Origin of the sequence: uncultured Microbacterium sp. (assembly GCF_963524805.1) — a bacterium.
GTDB lineage: Bacteria > Actinomycetota > Actinomycetes > Actinomycetales > Microbacteriaceae > Microbacterium.
In genome coordinates this window covers 149,337-167,822 of record NZ_CAURGG010000008.1, presented here as the reverse complement: position 1 = coordinate 167,822, position 18,486 = coordinate 149,337, and the positions used below count along the sequence as shown (strand labels likewise).

The 18,486-nt window shown below is 70.0% G+C and carries 19 protein-coding genes; 10 read left to right on the top strand and 9 right to left on the bottom strand.

The window, feature by feature from the left end; all coding sequences use genetic code 11:
• Positions 1-117 precede the first annotated feature (117 nt).
• Positions 118-1,008 (bottom strand): DUF817 domain-containing protein, encoded by an 891-nt coding sequence (locus RWQ91_RS14520; protein WP_314507356.1) that lies wholly within the window; start codon positions 1,006-1,008, stop codon positions 118-120.
• 120 nt (positions 1,009-1,128) lie between these two features.
• On the opposite strand from RWQ91_RS14520, the gene RWQ91_RS14515 reads away from it, so the two are divergent.
• Positions 1,129-1,548 (top strand): SHOCT domain-containing protein, encoded by a 420-nt coding sequence (locus RWQ91_RS14515; RefSeq protein WP_314507353.1) that lies wholly within the window; start codon positions 1,129-1,131, stop codon positions 1,546-1,548.
• 63 nt (positions 1,549-1,611) lie between these two features.
• On the opposite strand, the gene RWQ91_RS14510 is transcribed toward RWQ91_RS14515, so the two are convergent.
• The gene (locus RWQ91_RS14510; protein ID WP_314507349.1) at positions 1,612-2,475 is read right to left on the bottom strand and encodes a PHP domain-containing protein; all 864 of its coding nucleotides are present in this window, start codon (positions 2,473-2,475) and stop codon (positions 1,612-1,614) included.
• Between the two features lie 84 nt (positions 2,476-2,559).
• Here RWQ91_RS14510 and RWQ91_RS14505 point away from each other — a divergent pair, with 84 nt between their 5' ends.
• From RWQ91_RS14505 to RWQ91_RS14495, 3 genes are read left to right on the top strand one after another with little or no spacing between them, the layout of a single operon-like run.
• The gene (locus RWQ91_RS14505; RefSeq protein WP_314507347.1) at positions 2,560-3,579 is read left to right on the top strand and encodes an endonuclease/exonuclease/phosphatase family protein; all 1,020 of its coding nucleotides are present in this window, start codon (positions 2,560-2,562) and stop codon (positions 3,577-3,579) included.
• Between the two features lie 27 nt (positions 3,580-3,606).
• Positions 3,607-5,037 carry an aminopeptidase P family protein gene (locus RWQ91_RS14500; protein ID WP_314507345.1) on the top strand — a complete coding sequence of 477 codons (1,431 nt, stop codon included), beginning with the start codon at positions 3,607-3,609 and terminating at the stop codon, positions 5,035-5,037.
• A complete protein-coding gene (locus tag RWQ91_RS14495; protein ID WP_314507343.1) occupies positions 5,034-6,809 on the top strand; it encodes a gamma-glutamyltransferase in 1,776 nt (591 codons plus the stop codon). Before RWQ91_RS14500 ends, RWQ91_RS14495 begins: the two co-directional genes overlap by 4 nt.
• Before the next feature lie 73 nt (positions 6,810-6,882).
• Here RWQ91_RS14495 and RWQ91_RS14490 read toward each other — a convergent pair whose 3' ends face one another.
• Both RWQ91_RS14490 and RWQ91_RS14485 read right to left on the bottom strand, forming a co-directional pair.
• Entirely contained in the window at positions 6,883-7,563 is a 681-nt protein-coding gene (locus tag RWQ91_RS14490) for an alpha/beta family hydrolase (RefSeq protein WP_314507340.1), read from the bottom strand.
• Complete coding sequence (locus tag RWQ91_RS14485; protein ID WP_314507337.1) at positions 7,560-8,252, bottom strand: general stress protein; 693 nt, start codon at positions 8,250-8,252, stop codon at positions 7,560-7,562. The genes RWQ91_RS14490 and RWQ91_RS14485 overlap by 4 nt, the downstream gene beginning before the upstream one ends.
• An 87-nt stretch (positions 8,253-8,339) precedes the next feature.
• Between RWQ91_RS14485 and RWQ91_RS14480 the strand changes: the two genes are divergently transcribed.
• Genes RWQ91_RS14480 through RWQ91_RS14470 form a run of 3 tightly spaced genes read left to right on the top strand, consistent with a single transcriptional unit; the run spans position 8,340 to position 11,388 of the window.
• Entirely contained in the window at positions 8,340-9,659 is a 1,320-nt protein-coding gene (locus RWQ91_RS14480) for a magnesium transporter MgtE N-terminal domain-containing protein (protein WP_314507336.1), read from the top strand.
• Entirely contained in the window at positions 9,659-10,222 is a 564-nt protein-coding gene (locus RWQ91_RS14475) for a DUF1003 domain-containing protein (RefSeq protein WP_314507333.1), read from the top strand. The genes RWQ91_RS14480 and RWQ91_RS14475 overlap by 1 nt, the downstream gene beginning before the upstream one ends.
• Positions 10,219-11,388, top strand: coding sequence for an Mrp/NBP35 family ATP-binding protein (locus tag RWQ91_RS14470; protein ID WP_314507331.1), 1,170 nt, complete (start codon positions 10,219-10,221; stop codon positions 11,386-11,388). Before RWQ91_RS14475 ends, RWQ91_RS14470 begins: the two co-directional genes overlap by 4 nt.
• Positions 11,389-11,399: 11 nt before the next feature.
• On the opposite strand, the gene RWQ91_RS14465 is transcribed toward RWQ91_RS14470, so the two are convergent.
• Positions 11,400-11,789, bottom strand: coding sequence for a Sec-independent protein translocase TatB (locus tag RWQ91_RS14465; RefSeq protein ID WP_314507330.1), 390 nt, complete (start codon positions 11,787-11,789; stop codon positions 11,400-11,402).
• Positions 11,790-11,861: 72 nt separating this feature from the next.
• Here RWQ91_RS14465 and RWQ91_RS14460 point away from each other — a divergent pair, with 72 nt between their 5' ends.
• A complete protein-coding gene (locus tag RWQ91_RS14460) occupies positions 11,862-12,497 on the top strand; it encodes a class I SAM-dependent methyltransferase (RefSeq protein ID WP_314507328.1) in 636 nt (211 codons plus the stop codon).
• 74 nt (positions 12,498-12,571) lie between these two features.
• On the opposite strand, the gene RWQ91_RS14455 is transcribed toward RWQ91_RS14460, so the two are convergent.
• The 3 genes from RWQ91_RS14455 to dapE all read right to left on the bottom strand — a co-directional run bounded on the left by RWQ91_RS14455 (position 12,572) and on the right by dapE (position 15,105).
• Positions 12,572-12,745, bottom strand: a complete 174-nt coding sequence (locus RWQ91_RS14455; RefSeq protein WP_314507326.1) for a DUF3117 domain-containing protein — start codon at positions 12,743-12,745, stop codon at positions 12,572-12,574.
• Positions 12,746-12,823: 78 nt separating this feature from the next.
• Positions 12,824-14,047: a hypothetical protein gene (locus RWQ91_RS14450; protein WP_314507325.1), complete on the bottom strand. Its 1,224-nt coding sequence runs from the start codon at positions 14,045-14,047 to the stop codon at positions 12,824-12,826.
• Positions 14,029-15,105: a succinyl-diaminopimelate desuccinylase gene (gene dapE, locus RWQ91_RS14445; RefSeq protein ID WP_314507323.1), complete on the bottom strand. Its 1,077-nt coding sequence runs from the start codon at positions 15,103-15,105 to the stop codon at positions 14,029-14,031. Before dapE ends, RWQ91_RS14450 begins: the two co-directional genes overlap by 19 nt.
• Positions 15,106-15,163: 58 nt before the next feature.
• On the opposite strand from dapE, the gene dapD reads away from it, so the two are divergent.
• Positions 15,164-16,120: a 2,3,4,5-tetrahydropyridine-2,6-dicarboxylate N-succinyltransferase gene (dapD, locus tag RWQ91_RS14440; RefSeq protein ID WP_314507321.1), complete on the top strand. Its 957-nt coding sequence runs from the start codon at positions 15,164-15,166 to the stop codon at positions 16,118-16,120.
• Positions 16,121-16,173: 53 nt separating this feature from the next.
• Positions 16,174-17,082 carry a polyphosphate kinase 2 gene (gene ppk2, locus RWQ91_RS14435; protein ID WP_314507319.1) on the top strand — a complete coding sequence of 303 codons (909 nt, stop codon included), beginning with the start codon at positions 16,174-16,176 and terminating at the stop codon, positions 17,080-17,082.
• Positions 17,083-17,106: 24 nt separating this feature from the next.
• Here the strand turns inward: ppk2 and RWQ91_RS14430 are convergent, their stop codons facing one another.
• The gene (locus RWQ91_RS14430) at positions 17,107-18,405 is read right to left on the bottom strand and encodes a citrate synthase (RefSeq protein WP_314507316.1); all 1,299 of its coding nucleotides are present in this window, start codon (positions 18,403-18,405) and stop codon (positions 17,107-17,109) included.
• Between the last annotated feature and the right edge of the window lie 81 nt (positions 18,406-18,486).

The following is an 18,486-nucleotide window of genomic DNA, read 5'->3' as shown; positions in this document are numbered from 1 at the left end:
GCCGTCGCCGGCGCCGCCGCGGCGGCTCGCGCCCGAGCGGCGCCCCCGCGGGCGCCTGATCCGCGGCATCCCTCCGCTCCCCGATGAGAACAGGTGATCTCACCGGCGCAGGACGATCTAGGCAGATGCGTCCTGTGCTGGTGAGATCACCTGTTCTCGTGCGGTCGGCGGCCGCGGCGGGTACACCCAGGCCACGAGCACGACCGAGATGATCATGAGCAGGAACCACGACACGAGCTTCGTGACCGAAACCGGCTGCCACCCGTCGAGCTGATCGGGGTAGAGCCACGCGCCCGACCACGTGCCGATGTTCTCCGCGAGGTAGATGAACACCGCGACCCCGCCGAACGCCGCGAGCAGCGGCATCCGGATCACCCTCCGCCAGACGCGCGCGTACATGACCGTCCGCGACCACAGCAGCACGACGGCGAGCAGGAGCACCCACCGCAGGTCCCAGATCCAGTGGTGGGTGAAGAAGTTCGCGTAGATGGCGACCGCCACGACCGCGGTGAGCCATCGGCGCGGGTATCGGACGAATCCGAGGTCGAACAGGCGGTAGACGCGGACCAGGTATGAGCCGACCGCGGCGTACATGAAGCCGCTGAACAGCGGCACCGCTCCGAGGCGTAGGACGCCGTCCGCCTCGTACGTCCACGAGCCGACATCGGTCTTGAACAGCTCCATGGCGGTGCCGGTGAGGTGGAACAGGACGATCACCCACAGTTCCCGGCCCGACTCCAGCCGGGTGGTCACCATCACGACCTGGATCACGATCGCCGCGATGGTCAGGAAGTCGTTGCGGGCCAGCGCCGCGTCATCGGGATACCACAGGCGCGCGCCCACGATCACGAACAGCAGCGCGGCGCCGAAGATGCATGCCCAGGCCTGCTTGAGCACGAAGACGCCGACCTCGATGCACACGGCACGCACGCCGTGCGAGGGGGCACCGGCGAGGAGGCGGTGCGCGAACCCGTCGATCCGCCGTTCGAGCGGCGTGGGCTGGCGCATCTCCCGACGCTAACCGAGGAGGTCTGCCCGGCGCGGGACCCGCTTCCCGTGAGAAACCTGGGAAGGCGCTAGTCTGATCGGCGCGGCGACCGGGCCGCGTTCCTCGCATGAAAGGCAGTGATGAGAATCATCGACGCAGTGGAGTACCAGGGTTTCTGGGGCTCCTTTGGGGACTTGATCTGGTGGTTCCTGTGGGCTTTCGTCTTCTTCACCTACCTGATCGCGCTGTTCGCCGTCATCGGCGACCTTTTCCGCGACCACAAGCTCAGCGGCTGGTGGAAGGCGGTGTGGATCATCTTCCTGATCTTCGTGCCGTTCCTGACGCTGCTGGTGTACCTGATCGCGCGCGGCAAGGGCATGTCCGAGCGTGGTGCCGCACAGGCCAAGGAGTACAAGGCGGCCCAGGACCAGTACATCAAGTCCGTCGCGGGCGCGGGCGCGAGCCCGGCCGAAGAGATCGGGAAGGCCAAGTCGCTGCTGGATTCCGGCGCGATCACGCAGGCCGAGTTCGACCACATCAAGACCAAGGCGCTCGGCTGAGCCCATCCGCACGAACAGAGGGTCCCGGTGCCGCGCGCGCCGGGACCTTCTTGTCGTCCCCGGTCAGGGGTAGACGGGAGTCGTGCCCGTCCCGCGCTCGATGATGCGGGCCACCATGTCGTCGCTCGTGGTGTGCTCCCCCGGCTGATTGGGCTTGCCGAGGCCGTGGTAGTCGCTGGATCCGGTGACGATCAGGTCGCGCTCGGCGCAGATGCGCCGCAGAGTGCGGATGCCGGGCTCGAGGTTCTCGCGATGACCGAGCTCGAAGCCGGCGAGTCCGGCGTCCAGCATCCGCTCCATGAGGGGCGTCGGAAGCAGGCCGGCGCGTCCCGCGGGGTGGGCGATGATCGGCACTCCCCCGGCACCGACGACCAGGCGAACCGCCAGCACCGGGTCCGGCGCGTACAGCGAGACGTAGTAGTCGCCCCGCGGGCTCAGGATGTCCGAGAACGCCTCGGCGCGATCGCGTACGTGACCCTTCGCAATGAGCGCGTCGGCGATGTGCGGGCGCCCCACCGTCGCGCCGTCCGAGGTCTGGGCGAGGATGTCGTCCCAGTGCAGGTCGTAATCCCGCCCGATCCGGTCGGCCATCGTCCGCGCCCGATCCAAGCGCGATGAGCGGATGCGGTCGGTCATGGCCCGCAGGGCCGCGTCATCGGGGTCGATGAGGTAGGCGAGCACGTGGACGCTGCGCCACTCGTGCTTGGCCGACAGCTCCATCCCGGGAATGAAGGTCATGCCGAGGGATGCCGCGGCTTCGGCCGCATCGGCCCACCCCGACGTCGTGTCGTGGTCGGTCAGCGCGGCGGTGCGCAGACCGTGGCGGTGGGCCGCGGCCAGGACCTCGGCGGAGGATTCCGTGCCGTCGGAATGCCGGGAGTGAAGATGCAGATCGCTCGGCCCTTCGAAGCGTCGCGTATCCGGCATCCATCGAGCGTAGCGCGCGACGAAGAGCTCGCCGCAGGCCCGCCCGGGCGGCTCTCTCTCAGACTGCTGACATAGAGTCGCCGAGTGCTTCGCCTGTGGGGGATCCTGGGAACCGTGGTGTTCCTGATCGCTGCGGCGATCCTCACCTGGCCCTCGTTCTTCCGGGTCGAACGCACGTTCCCGATGGCCCAGATCGTGTCGTTCCGGGGCCTGCTGGCACTCGCTTTCGCCGCGGTCGCGGTGCTCGCACTGCTGCTGGCCCTCGCGCGTCCGCTGCGGGGTCTCGCCCTGGCTGTCGCGACGGTCGCGCTCGTCGCCGCGGTCGGAAACGCCGCGATCATCTCCTCGCGGGGCATCGGCACCGACACGCTTCCCGCGAAGACCGACCGCAGCATCCGGGTCATGACGTGGAACACCGCGGGCGACGCGACGGCACCCGACACCGTCGCCCAGATCGCCGTCGCGATGGATGCCGACATCGTCACGCTGCCCGAGACGACGATCGAGACGGGTGAGAAGGTCGCCCTGGCGATGCGCGACCTCGGGCACCCGATGTGGGCGCACTACACGGACTATCCGACCACGCAGTGGGATGCCGGCTCCACGACCCTGCTGATCTCGCCGGAGCTGGGCGACTACGCCGTCATCGAGTCCTCCCTCGACGGCTCCAGCAACACCTCGACGGTGCCGAGCGCCGTCGCGATGCCCACGAGCGGCGACGGGCCCATCGTCGTGGCCGCCCACGCGGTCGCACCGCGCCAGAGCTACATGAAGTACTGGCGCGATGACCTGCAGTGGCTGGCCGACCAGTGCGTCGATGACAACGTGATCATGGCCGGTGACTTCAACGCGACGATCGATCACATGACCAACCTCGGCGTGGATGGCGGCACCCTCGGGCGCTGCGTCGATGGCGCCGCCGAGACCGGCAACGGCGGCGTCGGCACGTGGACGGCGCAGATCCCCCCGCTGGTGGGGGCGCCGATCGACCACGTGATGGCCTCGAGCCACTGGCGACCGACCGGCTCGCTGGTGCTGCAGTCGATGGACGCGTCCGGGAGCGATCACCGTCCGCTGATCGTCCAGTTCGAACCGGTCGACTGACGCGGGTGCCGGTGCGAGACTGGAACGATGAGCAGCACAGGCGATGCCGAGACGACACAGCTGGCCCCCGAGGCCGGCGAGATCCCCACGAACAGCACGGTGAACCGCCGCCAGGGCTTCGGTGACGGCTTCCTGAGCACGATCTCGACCGGATGGGCGGACCGGCCCGAGATCCTCCCCGAACCGCGCGAGCAGGCGGCCTTCACGGCGCGCCGCCGCGCCGCGGTCTCCGCAGCTTTCCCCGGCAAGCGGCTGGTCGTGCCCGCCGGTCCGTATCGGGTGCGCAGCAACGACACCGACTACCCGTTCCGCGCGCATTCGGCCTTCGCGCACCTGACCGGGTGGGCCTCCGACGCGGTGCCCGATTCGGTGCTGGTGTTCGAGCCGCGCGAGGCGGGCGGCCACGACATCACGCTGCACTTCCGCGAGCGCGCGGACCGCACGACGGCGGAGTTCTACGCCGATCCCTCGATCGGCGAGTTCTGGATCGGGCCGCGGCCCGCGCTGGCGGGCGTCGCCGCAGACCTCGGCCTGGCGACAGCCCACATCGACGCGTTCCAGGGCTCCGACGCCGATCTCGTGGTGGATCAGGACGCCGACCTCACGCGGTTCGTATCGGAGCTGCGCCTGCGCAAGGACGAGTACGAGATCGCACAGCTGCAGCTGGCGGTCGATGTCACCGCCGACGGATTCGACGACATCGTCGCGAATCTGGCCGGCATCGTGGAGCACCCCCGCGGCGAGCGGGTGGTCGAAGGCGTCTTCCATCGCCGCGCCCGTAGCGACGGCAACGGCGAGGGCTACGACACGATCGCGGCGTCGGGACCGCATGCCTGCTACCTGCACTGGACCCGCAACGACGGAGCTGTCGCTCCCGGCGACCTCATCCTCATCGATGCCGGCGTCGAGGTCGACAGCCTGTACACCGCCGACATCACGCGCACCATCCCGGTGAACGGACGCTTCAGCGAGGTGCAGCGTCGCGTGTACGAAGCCGTGCGTCAAGCCGCCGACGCGGCCCTGGCCGCGGCGCGGCCGGGCGCGAAGTTCAGCGAGCTCAATGCCGCCGCCTGGCGGGTCATCGCCCACCGCATCGAGGAGTGGGGATTCCTTCCGGTCTCGGCGGAGGCATCGCTCGACCCGGCGACGGGCCACCACCACCGGCGGTGGATGGTGCACGGCACCAGTCACCACCTGGGATTGGACGTGCACGACTGCGCGCAGGCTCGCCGCGAGCTCTACGCGGGCGGCACGCTGGAGCCCGGCATGGTCTTCACGATCGAGCCCGGGCTGTACTTCCAGATCGATGACCTCACCGTGCCCGCGGAGTACCGCGGCATCGGCGTGCGCATCGAGGACGACATCCTGATGACCGCTGACGGGCCGGTCAATCTGTCTGCGGCCATCCCGCGCACGGCAGACGAGGTGGAGGCCTGGGTCGCACGGCTGAATCCGTGAGCTTCACGACGCCGCCGGCCTTCACGACGCGCCCGACGCTCACGGGCACGTTCGGCATGTCGGCATCCACCCACTGGCTCGCCACCGCGAGCGCGCAGGCAGTCCTCGAGCGCGGTGGCAACGCGTTCGATGCGGCAGTGGCGGGCGGGTTCGTGCTGCACATCGTCGAGCCTCACCTGAACGGTCCCGGCGGCGATCTGGTCGGCATCTTCGCGACCGCGGAGGACCCCGGCACACCGGTCGTGCTGATGGGTCAGGGCCCGGCTCCGGCCGGCGCTTCGATCGAGCACTACCGGGGCGAGGGCCTGGAGCTCGTCCCCGGCGCAGGCGGCCTGGCCGCCGCGGTGCCGGGATCGGTGGACGCCTGGCTCACGCTCCTGCACGACCACGGGACGTGGGAGATCGCCGACGTCCTCGCGTTCGCGATCGGGTACGCGCGCGACGGTCATCCGCTGCTCGCGCAGGCCGCTGCGACGATCGGGCGCGTCGCGGAGCTGTTCACCTCGCACTGGCCGACGTCGGCGGCGCTGTGGATGCCGCAAGGCCGCGTGCCCGAGGCGGGCACCATGATGCGCAATCCGGCGTACGCGGACGTGCTCGAGTCCCTCGTCGCAGCCGGGCACGCGATCCGCGACGACGGTCCGGTGGGCCGCGAGGAGCGGATTCAGGCGGCCCGCAGGGAGTGGAAGACCAGCCTGGTGGCGCAGGCGGCCTCGGAATTCCTGTCCGTCCCGCACCGCCACTCCGACGGTGCCGACCACGCGGCGGTCATCACCGCCGAGGACTTCTCGGCCTTCGACGCCGGCTACGAGCCGGCGGTCTCGATCCCGTTCCGCGGGCACACGATCGCCAAGGCGGGGGCGTGGACGCAGGGCCCGGTCCTGCTGCAGGCGCTCCGCATCCTCGACGGGTGCCCCGGCCTCGATCCCTCGACGGAAGCCGGGGCGCACGCGGTGATCGAGGCGCTCAAACTCGCGCTCGCCGACCGCGACGCCTACTACGGCGATGCGGATGTGCCGTTGGACCTTCTCCTGTCGGCGGAGTACGCCGCGACGCGACGCGCACAGATCGGCGAGTCCGCCTCCCGCGAGTGGCGGCCGGGCGAGCTCGCGGGGCATGAGCCGTTCCGCCCGCCGCTGCGCACCGCCGGAGCCGACGGAAGAGCCGGCCTCGGCGAGCCGACGCGCGGCGACACCTGTCACATCGACGTCGTCGACCGGTGGGGCAACATGATCGCGGTCACCCCGTCCGGCGGCTGGCTGCAGTCCTCCCCCACGATCCCCGAACTTGGTTTCTGCCTCGGCACGCGGCTGCAGATGATGTGGCTGGATCACGCTTCGCCGGCTGCCCTCCGCCGCGGCGGCCGCCCGCGCACCACCCTCAGCCCGACCCTGGTCCTGCGCGACGGTCGCTCCGAGATGGCGCTCGGGACGCCCGGCGGCGACCAGCAGGAGCAGTGGCAGATCCCGGTTCTCCTGCGCATGATCGCGGGCGGCTACACGGCCCAGCAGGCGATCGATGCGCCGTCCCTGCACACGACGGCCCTCGTCGACTCGTTCTGGCCCCGCGGGTGGACCCCGGCCGGAGTGGTGGTCGAGAACCGCCTGGGTGCCGAGGTCATCTCGGGGCTGCAGCGCCGCGGACACGACGTGACGGCTGCGGGCGACTGGTCGCTCGGGCGGGTGTCTGCCGTGGGCCGGGATGCCGCGACCGGCGGTGTCTGGGCGGCGGCCAATCCGCGCGGCATGCAGGGCTACGCCGCGGGACGCTGACACCCCCTCATCCGTCACCGGGGTACGCCGCGCACCGCCGTCAACGTGCACGGGTGACGGATGAACCGATGGATCAGGTCCGCGAGCGCACGAACTCGCCGACGAGGGGTGCCAGTCCCGCGCCCACCTCGGCGGGCGGGCGCGGGCGGCCCTTGACCTCGAAGGAGTGTCCGCCGCCGTCGATCCAGGCGATCGCCGCGTCCTGACACGAGGCCACCGCCTCGTCGAGCTGCGCGTGCGGATCGATGAAGGGATCGTTCGTCCCCTCGACGAACAGCTGCGGCGCGGTCACGGCCGGCAGGTGCGCGACGCGCGGCTTCGACGGTGCTCCAGGCGGATGCAGCGGGTATCCGAGGTACACGAGCCCGGCCGGATCGATCGCCCCCTCCGCCGCCGCCATCGAGGCCATCCTGCCGCCGTACGACTTCCCGGACGCCCAGATCGGGCCGTCGGCGCTCGCGGCGGCGAATGCCATCGCCCCGACCCAGGCGGCGACGGCATGCGGAGCCGGGCCGGGCATCCGCCGCCCGGCCTCCAGGTAGGGGAAGTTGAACCGCAGCGTCGCGATGCCCTGGTCGGCGAGGCCGCGGGCGAAGCCGAGGAGGAAGGGATGCCGGTACCCCGAGCCCGCACCGTGCGCGATCACGACCGTCGCCCAGCACCCCTCGGGTCGCGCGAGATCCGCCGAGACCTCGACGGACCCAGACGGCAGATCGACGGCGAACCGCTCCTGGGTCTCGGCGGTCGCTGTCACGTCCGGGGCGGTCCGGATGGGTCCGGACCGCCGGCTTCCCCGTCTGACGGCTCCTTCGCAGGGCTCTGCGGCTCGGCCGGAGGGGCGATGCGCTCGCCGTAGCGGGGCGGCGCGGCGTCGGCATCCGGAATCGGGGTCGCAGGCGCGGACACCGGAGCATCCGTGCTCGAGTGCTCCGGCGCCGTCGCGGTGCTCGGAGTCGCACGGGGCGCCGGCACGCCCGGTCGACCGAGCACCTCGCGCGCCCGCTGGACGCTCGCCGTGGCGACGGTGATCTCGTAGTGGTCCGCGACGACCTGCATCACGGAGGCGAAATCCCTGCGCCGGCGCACGAACGAGTACGTGATGATGCTCAGGAGCATCCCCAGCGCGATGCCGACGAAGATCACGCCGACGAACGCCTGAATCGGCACGGACGGCGAGCCGATCACCAGGATCGCGCTGAACAGCAGTCCCAGCAGCACCCCGTTCGTGGCGCCGGCCCGCGCGGCCGTCGCATACCCGAGTCGCCCGGTCACTTTCTCCACCGAACGCAGGCCCTGCCCGACGATCGCGATGTCGCGCGCAGGGACCTCCGCCGCCACGAGCGTGGACACCGCCTTCTGAGCGGCTTCGTAGTTCGGGAAGCTCGCCACGTTCTGTCCCAGCTCGCCGACGCTCTGCGGGAATCGTCCGCCGTTCATGCTCATGCCCCCATCCTCCCACTCGACCCGACGGACGCCATCCGGCCCCGTCGCCTCCTGCCCGGACGCGAACGCCGGACTACGCTGGAACGCGTGAGCACGCAGAGGGTCTTCGTCGCACGCCTGTCGGGGTGCTCGGTCTTCGACCCCGCCGGCGACCGCCTCGGCAAGGTCCGCGACGTCGTGGTGATCTACCGCAAAGACGACCCGCCCCGCGTGGTGGGACTCGTCGTGGAGATCCCCGGCCGGCGGCACGTCTTCGTCTCGATCGGACGCGTCACCTCGATCGCCACCGGTCAGGTGATCACCACCGGACTGATCAACGTGCGCCGCTTCCAGCAGCGCGGCGGCGAGGTGCGGGTCCTCACCGAGCTGGTCGGACGACGCGTGTTCCTCAGCGACGGATCCGGCACCGCGGTCATCGAGGACGTCGCGATCGAGCGCAACCGACTCGGCGAATGGGATGTCGGACAGCTGTTCCTGCGGCGGCCGCGCACGAGCGCGTCGCCGTTCGCGAAGGGACCCACGACGTTCGCGAATTGGTCGGAAGTGCGCGAGCAGCAGTCTCCGGGGGAATCCCAGTCCGCCGAGCAGCTCGTGGCGACCTTCGCGGATCTGCGCCCGGCCGACCTGGCCAACACGCTGCTCGACCTCTCCGACGAGCGCATGATCGAAGTCGCCGAGGAGCTCTCCGATGAGCGCCTCGCCGACGCCCTCGAGGAGATGCCCGAGGACGAGCAGGTGCACATCCTCGAACAGCTCGGCGACGAGCGCGCCGCCGACATCCTCGACGCCATGGAGCCCGACGACGCTGCCGACCTCCTCGGTCAGCTGCCCGACGCGCGCTCCGAGCAGCTGCTCGAACTGATGGAGCCCGAAGAGGCCGAAGACGTCCGTGCGCTGCTGCAGTACGGCCCCGACACCGCCGGCGGACTCATGACGAGCGAGCCGATCGTCCTGTCGGCCGATGCCACCGTCGCCGAGGCGCTCGCGCTGATCCGCCGGCACGAGCTGCACCCCGCCCTGGCGGCATCCGTGTTCATCACCCTGCCGCCGTACGAGACTCCGACGGGGCGGCTGCTGGGCACGGTGCATTTCCAGCGGATGCTGCGCTACCCGCCGCACGAGCGGCTCGGTGCCATCATCGATGACACCCTCGATCCGGTGCCGGCCACCGCGACGGCGGCGGAGGTGGCGCGCATGCTCGCAAGCTACAACCTCGTCTCGCTCCCCGTCGTCGACAAGGCCCGGCGTCTCGTGGGTGCGGTGAGCGTGGACGACGTTCTGGACTATCTGCTTCCGGACGACTGGAGATCGTACGGCGGTGAGGACGAGCCGCGATCGCCGGCGGTGCCGGTCACGACGGTCAGTGCTGCGGCGAGCAGCACGCGCAGCACAGGACGGAGGCGCTGATGGCACGCACCTCCCGCCAGCCCTCGCTGGATGCTCCGCGCGGCCGGACGGGCATGCTCAGCCGCAACCCGCAGCCCTCCCGCGACCGCTTCGGCCGGTTCTCCGAGGCGTTCGCCCGCGGCATGGGCACGTCGGGGTTCCTCATCGGCATGACGGTGTTCGTGGCGGTGTGGCTGCTGTGGAACACCTTCGCGCCGGTCCCCCTGCAGTTCGACCCGCGGGCGACCAACTTCACGCTGCTCACGCTGATCCTCTCGCTGCAGGCGTCGTATGCCGCCCCGCTCATCCTGCTCGCGCAGAACCGCCAGGATGACCGTGACCGCGTGCAGATCGAACAGGACCGACAGCGCGCCGAGCGCAACCTCGCCGACACCGAATACCTCGCCCGCGAGATCGTCGCGCTGCGGATGGTCGTCACCGACGTATCGGACGACATCGTGACCAAGGACGTCCTGCGCGCCGAGATCAAGTCCCTCCTCGAGCAGCTCGACGAGCGCAGGTCCGGGGACCATCGCGAGAGCCGTCATCTGGAGACCCGCCGCACGGACGCCGCAGAACGGTGAGCGGCTCGCCATCCTCGGCGGAGTCCAGTGCCGCCGTCCGCCACGCCGTCGGCGCGGTGATCGATCCCGAGCTGCGCCGGCCGATCGCGGAGCTCGGGATGCTGCGCGAGATCTCGGTCACCGACGGCGTGGCCTCCGTGGGAGTCGCCCTCACGATCGTGGGGTGCCCCGCGGCGGATCGGATCTCGGCCGATGTGCGCGCGGCGGCGGCATCCGTCCCCGGCGTGACCGGGGTCGCCCTTGAGATCGGCGTCATGTCGCCGGCCGAGCGTCGCGAGCTGACCGAGCGACTGCGGGGCGGAGCCGCGGCGCGCCAGATGCCGTTCACGCCCGACACGCTGACCCGCGTGATCGCGGTCACGAGCGGAAAGGGCGGTGTCGGCAAATCCACGGTCACGGCGAACCTCGCCGTCGCGCTCGCTCGCCGCGGCCTGGCGGTCGGACTCGTGGACGCCGACGTGCACGGCTTCTCCATTCCCGGCCTGCTCGGGCTGGTCGACGCCGACGGCCGCGTGCCCCAGCCCACCCGGATCGACGAGCTGATGCTTCCGCCCGTCGCCCACGGGGTCAAGGTGATCTCGATCGGCATGTTCCTGCGCCGATCCGGGACGGCCGAGCCGCTCGGCGCCGTGGCCTGGCGGGGGCCGATGCTGCACCGCACGCTGCAGCAGTTCCTGACCGACGTGTACTTCGGCGATCTCGACGTGCTCCTGCTGGACATGCCCCCGGGCACGGGCGACATCGCCATCTCGGTCGGACAGCTGCTCCCCCACGCCGAGGTCGTCGTGGTCACCACGCCGCAGTCGGCAGCCTCCGATGTCGCGGTCCGCAGCGGTCTCGTGGCACGGCAGACCGGGCAGCGGGTGGTGGGAGTGGTGGAGAACATGTCAGCGATGACCCTGCCGGACGGCACGACGCTCGAGCTGTTCGGCTCGGGTGGCGGCGAGGATGTCGCCGCAGCCCTCTCGGCCGAGGATCAGCCGGTGCCGCTCCTGGCGTCCATTCCGCTGAGTCCGCTGCTGCGGACAGACGGCGACGCCGGGACACCGACGGTGCTGGCGCATCCCCAGGACTCGGCGGCCGTCGCGATCAGCGCGCTCGCCGACCGGCTGGTGGCATCGGGCCGCGGGCTCGCGGGGCGCTCACTGCCCCTCCGGCCCCGCTGAACCGCATCGGCTCAGGTCGCCTCGTTGTCGAAAGGCGGCGGATCCTCCGCGGTGAACGGCATCGTCGCGCTGCGCGGCTTGGTCAGCGCGGCCGCGGACGTGACCGCGGCCGCCGCGCTCGCGGCACGTACGGTGGGGACGGGAGCGTCATCGAGCAGGGCTTCGCGGATGATGCGGCGCGGGTCGTACTGCCGCGGGTCGAGCGTGCGCCAATCGACGTCGTCGAAGTCCGCGCCCATCTCGTCCTTCATCTTGGTCTTCGCCGTCGTCACGTACTCGCGGGCCCGCTTGACGAACTTGGTCAGGCTCTCGACATAGCGAGGCAGCCGCTCGGGTCCGATCAGCAGCCCGGCGACGACACCGATCAGCAGAAGCTTCTCGATCGTGAGCCCGAAGAACATGCACCAAGGTTACCGCCGCGCCTGAGCGTTCGGTGCCGCGGGTCCACGTAGGCTGGCCGCGAAGGAGCACCGATGGGCGAGCACGACGCGAACTACCGGTTCGCCGCTGAGGCGACGATCGAACCGGATCACATCGCCCGGGCGCGGGCACACGCGCTCGAGCTGGGCGCGGCGCCGATCAGCCCTCCGGTCGGCGCGCAGTGCGCGGTGATCGCCGCCGCATCGCAGGCGCTGAACATCGTGGAGATCGGCACGGGTGCGGGCGTGTCCGGACTCTGGCTGCTGCACGGATCACCACGGGCGACGCTCACGACGATCGACAGCGAGCCCGAGCACCTCGGCGCGGCGCGTCAGGCCTTCAGCGAAGCCAAGATCCCTCCCGCCCGGGCCCGGTTCATCACCGGTCGGGCGGCCGAGGTGCTTCCCCGCATGAACGAGGCGTCGTACGACATCGTCCTGGTGGACGCGGATGCGGACGGCGTGATCGAGTACGTCGAACACGGCCTGCGCCTCGTCCGCGCCGGCGGAACCGTGCTGATCCCCCGGGTCCTCGGCCACGGCGCGGTCGCCGATCCGGTGCGCCGGGATGCGGTGACCGCCGCGTACCGCTCGCTCATCCAGGAGACGCAGGCCTCGGCCGCGGTGATCGGCGCCCTGTCGATCGTGGGCGAGGGACTGCTGCAGCTGACGACGCGCCCCACCGCCTGATCCCCCCGTCCGACGGGGCCGGCACACGAAACGGCCGGTCCGAAGACCGGCCGTCGGCGTGCGCGGGGTCGTGCTCAGGTGGGATTGACGACCCCACCGAGCACGTCGTAGAGCTCCTTGGCCTCAGCGTCGTTGACCGAGACGACCAGGCGTCCCCCACCCTCGAGCGGGACCCGCACGATGATGAGTCGACCTTCCTTCACGGCCTCCATCGGCCCGTCTCCGGTTCTCGGCTTCATGGCTGCCATCGTGGCTCCCTTTCGTCGTAGTATGCCTGTCAAGTTTATCCCGCAGCCCGGACAGGGGATAATCCGCGCGCTCGGCGATCACGGGATCTGCCAGTAGGCGTTGCCGAGGGCGTACATGTTGTAGATCCACCACCACTGGCCGAGCAGGCACGCCGCGAGCACGCCGACGCGCCAGCCGGTCGATCGCGGCATCGCGACGGCTCCCCACATCGGCGACAGCGGCACGAGAAGCCGGAAGATGCTGGACTGCGGAAAGAACACCGCCAGCAGGTAGAGCAGATAGCTCGCCGACCAGAGTCGGGCCTCCGCTCCCATCCGCCGCACGTGCGGCTCGAACAGCAGGAGCGCTGACGCGCCGACGACGGATGCGGCGAGCACGATGTATCCGGCGACCGCGCCCAGGCCCCAGGAACCGAACCAGAACGCCGCACCACGCACGAAGCCCTCGAACGGGATGAACGCCGCAGCGGGCTCGCCGAGCCAGGTGCGCCGCCAGGCCAGCTCCGTCGCCAGGTACGCGCCGGAATCGCCGGTCACGAGCCCTGCCACCACCTGCCAGGCGAAGCCGGTGATCACCGCCAGCACGCCCAGTGACATGATGTGCAGCACCTCTGCGCGCCCCAGGGGCTCGCGTCGCCGGCCGATCCACCGCCAGATCCCGAAGAGTCCGAGGAAGAGTGCGAAGGCGAGCACGCCCGGGCGGGTGAACGCCATGAGCGGGATCAGCAGATAGAGCCACCCGTACGTGCGCTGCATCACGAGCCAGAGCGACACGAAGAGCCAGAGGAGGAACAGCGACTCGGCGTAGCCCACCTGGAACAGCGCGGCCAGCGGCGCGCAGGCGAAGAAGACGACAGCCCACGTGGCGACGTCCGCGGGGGCGCGCATCAGAACCATCCGGTAGAGCACCAGACACGCCAGATACCCGGCGACCAGCGAGACCACGACCGCCGCAGCGCCCCACGAGCCGAGCAGGAGGCTCAAGGCCTTCGCGAGGTATGCGTACACCGGCATGAAGGCCCACTGGTTCTCGGCGACCACTCCGGTGTCCGTGAGCGGCAGATCGGTGGGGTACCCGTTCTCCGCGAGGAACCAGTACCACTGCGCATCCCATCCCAGCGCGAGCGACCCCAGGGTCGCTCCTTCGCCGAATCGGGAGCCGACACCGGAGAGCTGCGCAGCGGCGAAGAGGAATGCCGTCGTGACGAGGCGGGCGAGGAGGTACAGGATGCCGATGCGCAGCGCCACCGGGATGGCCGACCACCGGCGCGCGCCGGTGGCGGTCAGACCGTCCGCAACCACGCCCGCAGTCCGCGTTCCACGTCATCGATCTGCGCGTGCGAAACCCGCTCCTCGTCGTGGTGGGCCAGGTGCGGGTCTCCCGGACCGTAGTTGACCGCCGGAACGCCCATCGCGGAGAACCGCGCGACGTCCGTCCACCCGTACTTGGCGTGTGCGTGTCCGCCGACGGCCGCGACGAACTCCTGGGCCAGCGGCGCATCCAGGCCCGGTCTGGCCCCGGCGGCGACGTCGACCACCTCGACCTCGAAGCCGGCGAAGACATCGCGCACGTGCCGCTCGGCATCCTCCGCGGTGCGGCTCGGAGCGAACCGGTAGTTCACCTCGATCTCGCAGAGGTCGGGGATCACATTTCCGGCGATGCCGCCGCTGATGCGCACGGCATTCAGACCCTCGCGATAGACGAGCCCGTCCACCGGCACCTCGCGGGGCCGGTACTCGGCGAGCCGGGCGAGAACCGGCGCCGCCTTGTGGACCGCGTTCTCACCGACCCACGCGCGAGCGCTGTGCGAACGGACGCCGTGCGTGCGGACGATGACGCGCATGTTGCCGTTGCAGCCGCCTTCGACCGCGCCGTCGGACGGTTCGCCGAGGATCGCGAAATCGGCGGCGAACAGATCGGGACGCGTGCGCGAGAGCCTCGTGAGGCCGTTGAGGTCGGCATCCACCTCTTCGTGGTCGTACCACATCCACGTGATGTCGATCCGCGGATCCACCAGCTCGGCCGCGAGCTTGAGCTGGACGGCGACCCCCGCCTTCATGTCCACCGTGCCCCGACCCCAGGTGAACGGCGCTCCGTCGATCTGCATCTCGCGCGTGGGCACGTTGCCGTTGATGGGCACCGTGTCGATGTGGCCCGCGATCACCACACGCTGCGCGCGGCCGAGGGAGGTGCGCGCCACAATCGTGTCGCCGTCGCGGAAGAAGTCCAGGTGCGCCAGCGGCCGGATCGCCGCTTCGATCAGATCGGCGAGGGTCTTCTCGTCGCCGGAGACGCTCGGGATGTCGCAGATGGTCCGTGTCAGGTCGACGGAAGTGGCGGTCAGGTCGAGCGGCGGCATCCCCCGAGTCTACTGAGGGCGTCCCTGGCACTTCCCGCCGGTTCGGTACCGTGGAGGCATGAGCGGTGAGCGGTGGGTCTGGGGTGTCGGTCTTTCCACGACGGCGGCGGACGGTACGGTGCTGGACACCTGGTACCCCTCGCCGGAGCCCGGCCGCATTCCGCTGGGGCTGGATCCTGCGATGCCGCCGGGCGATCTGGACCGGCACGCCGTGCCCGACCCCCGCCGCGCCGTGCGCCTGGATGTCGTCGTGGTCGAGGTCGACCTGGACGCCCCGCCCGCCTCGACACCCGACGCCTACCTGCGCCTGCACGCGCTGTCGCACCGCCTCGCGGCGCCGAACACCGTGAATCTCGACGGGATCTTCGCGTTCCTGCCCACGGTCGCCTGGACCACCGCCGGCCCCATGCATCCGGACGACGCGAGCCGGCTGCGGCCGTTCCTGACGCGCGAGGGCATCCAGGTGCAGGGACTGGACAAGTTCCCCCGGCTGCTGGATTACGTCTCCCCGCCCGGCGTGCGGATCGCGGATGCCTCGCGGGTGCGGCTCGGCGCTCATCTGGCCCCGGGAACCACCGTCATGCACGAGGGCTTCGTCAATTTCAACGCCGGAACGCTCGGCACGTCCATGGTCGAGGGGCGCATCTCGCAGGGCGTCGTCGTGGGCGACGGCAGCGACATCGGGGGCGGCGCCTCCATCATGGGCACCCTGTCGGGTGGCGGCGAGCACCGCGTCTCCATCGGCGCGCGCACCCTTCTCGGCGCGAATGCCGGCGTCGGCATCTCCCTGGGTGACGACTGCGTCGTCGAGGCGGGCCTGTACGTCACGGCCGGATCGAAGATCGTGCTGGCCGACCGGCCCCCGCGGCCCGACGGCACCCCTGTCACGGTGAAGGGGGCCGAGCTGTCCGGCCGGGACGGAATCCTGTTCCGGCGCAATTCGCTCAGCGGCGCGATCGAGGCCGTGCAGCGCGCCGGTGCGGGGGTCACCCTGAACGACGCCCTGCACGCGTAAAGTCGGAGCATCCGCGAACGGCTCGTGGTGGAGGCACGGGACGAGGGAGTCGCATGAGCGCTCGCATGGCGAAGAAGCTGTACGAATCGGAACTGATGGTGCTGCAGGCCAAGCTCGTCGACATGCAGGCGTGGGTCCAGGCCTCCGGTGCGCGCATCGTCGTGATCTTCGAGGGCCGGGATGCCGCGGGCAAGGGTTCCACGATCAAGCGCGTCGCCGAGTACCTCAATCCCCGTGTGACGAAGGTCGTCGCGCTGAACACGCCGAGCGAGCGCGACAAGACGCGCTGGTACTTCCAGCGCTACGTCCCGCACCTGCCGGCTGCCGGTGAGATCGTCCTCATGGACCGGTCCTGGTACAACCGGGCCGGCGTCGAGCATGTCATGGGCTTCTGCACCAGCGAGGAGTATCACCGCTTCCTGCACCAGACGCCGATCTTCGAGCGGATGCTGGTGGAGGACGGCATCATCCTGCTGAAGTACTGGTTCAGCGTGTCGGACAAAGAGCAGGAGAAGCGCTTCCAGGATCGCGCCGAGGATCCGATGCGACGCTGGAAGCTGAGTCCCAACGACGTCCTCGCGATCACCAAATGGGAGGACTACTCCCGCGCGAAGGACACCATGTTCGTGCACACCGACATTCCCGAGGCCCGCTGGTACGAGGTGGACAACGAGGACAAGCGGCGCGGCCGCATCAACACCATCGCGCACTTCCTCTCTCAGATCCCGTACGAGATCGTCGAACGCGAAGACGTCGTCATCCCGCCCCGTCCGCCCTCGGGAGGGTACGAGCGCCCGCCGCGCGACATGAGCGCGTCTGTGCCGGACTACGCGAAAGAGCTCGAGAAGCGGCACAAGGCCGAGCGGATCGCGTCCAAGAAGGGCAAGAAGGACCGCGAGGCCGACGCTGCGGAGATCGCAGACAAGGAGCAGAAGAAGGACGGCACGCCCGACGCGGCCTGACCGAGCGTCGGGGTCCCCCGCGCGTCAGACGCCGCCGGGGTAGTCGCGCTTGGCGGCGCCGATGTACAGCTGCTGAGGGCGGCCGATCTTCGTCTGCGGATCGGACTGCATCTCGCGCCAGTGCGCGAGCCACCCGGGCAGACGGCCGATCGCGAACAGCACCGTGAACATGCGCGTGGGGAAGCCCATCGCCTTGTAGATCACGCCGGTGTAGAAGTCGACGTTCGGGTAGAGGCGGCGCTCCTTGAAGTAGTCGTCCTCCAGGGCGAGCTGCTCGAGCTCCTTGGCCAGATCCAGCAGCGGGTCGCTGACACCCAGAGCGGTCAGCACCTCGTCCGCCGATTCCTTCACGAGCTTGGCGCGCGGATCGTAGTTCTTGTAGACGCGGTGACCGAAGCCCATGAGCTTCACGCCGTCTTCCTTGTTCTTGACCCGCTCGACGAAGCGCTGCACGCTCTCACCCGAATCGCGGATGCGCGCCAGCATCTCGAGCACGGCTTCGTTCGCGCCGCCGTGCAGGGGGCCGTACAGCGCGTTGATGCCGGCCGAGATGGACGAGAACTGGTTCGCGCCCGTCGATCCGACCAGGCGCACCGTCGAGGTCGACGCGTTCTGCTCGTGGTCTTCATGCAGGATCAGCAGGCGCTCCAGCGCCCGGGACATGACGGGATTGATCTCGTAGATCTCCGAGAGCACGCCGAAGTTCAGCTTCAGGAAGTTATCCACGAAGCCGAGCGAGTTGTCGGGGTACAGGAATGCCTGGCCGATGCTCTTCTTGTGCGCATATGCCGCGATCACAGGCAGTTTCGCGAGCATCCGGATCGTATTGAGCTCGACGTGCTCGGGATTGTTCGGGTCCGACTCGTTCTCGTAGTACGTCGACAGCGCCGCGGTGGCAGAGGAGAGCACCGACATGGGGTGCGCGGTGGTGGGCAGCGACGAGAAGAAGCGCTTGAGGTCTTCGTGCAGGAGGGTGTGGTGGCGGATGCGCTCATCGAAAGCCGCCAGCTCGTCCGCGGTCGGCAGCTCGCCGTAGATGAGCAGCCACGCCACCTCGAGGTACGTGCTGTTCTGCGCCAGCTGCTCGATCGGGTAGCCGCGATAGCGCAGAATGCCCTGGTCGCCGTCGATGAAGGTGATGGCGGACTTGGTCGCCGACGTGTTGACGAAGCCGTAGTCGAGGGTCGTGTGCCCGGTCTGACGCGTGAAGGTGGAGATGTCCACACTCGGCACGCCGTCGGTGCCGCGCAGCAGCGGGAACTGAGCCGTCTGCTCGCCGATCGTGAGGGTGGCCTTCTCCTGCTGGGTACCCGCGTCGCTCACGGCGCCTCCTCGCGATTCCTGGTCGTTCCGGGGGTTCGGATGCCCTGCAGATCACACCGGAGCGCGAATTCCGAGAGCCGG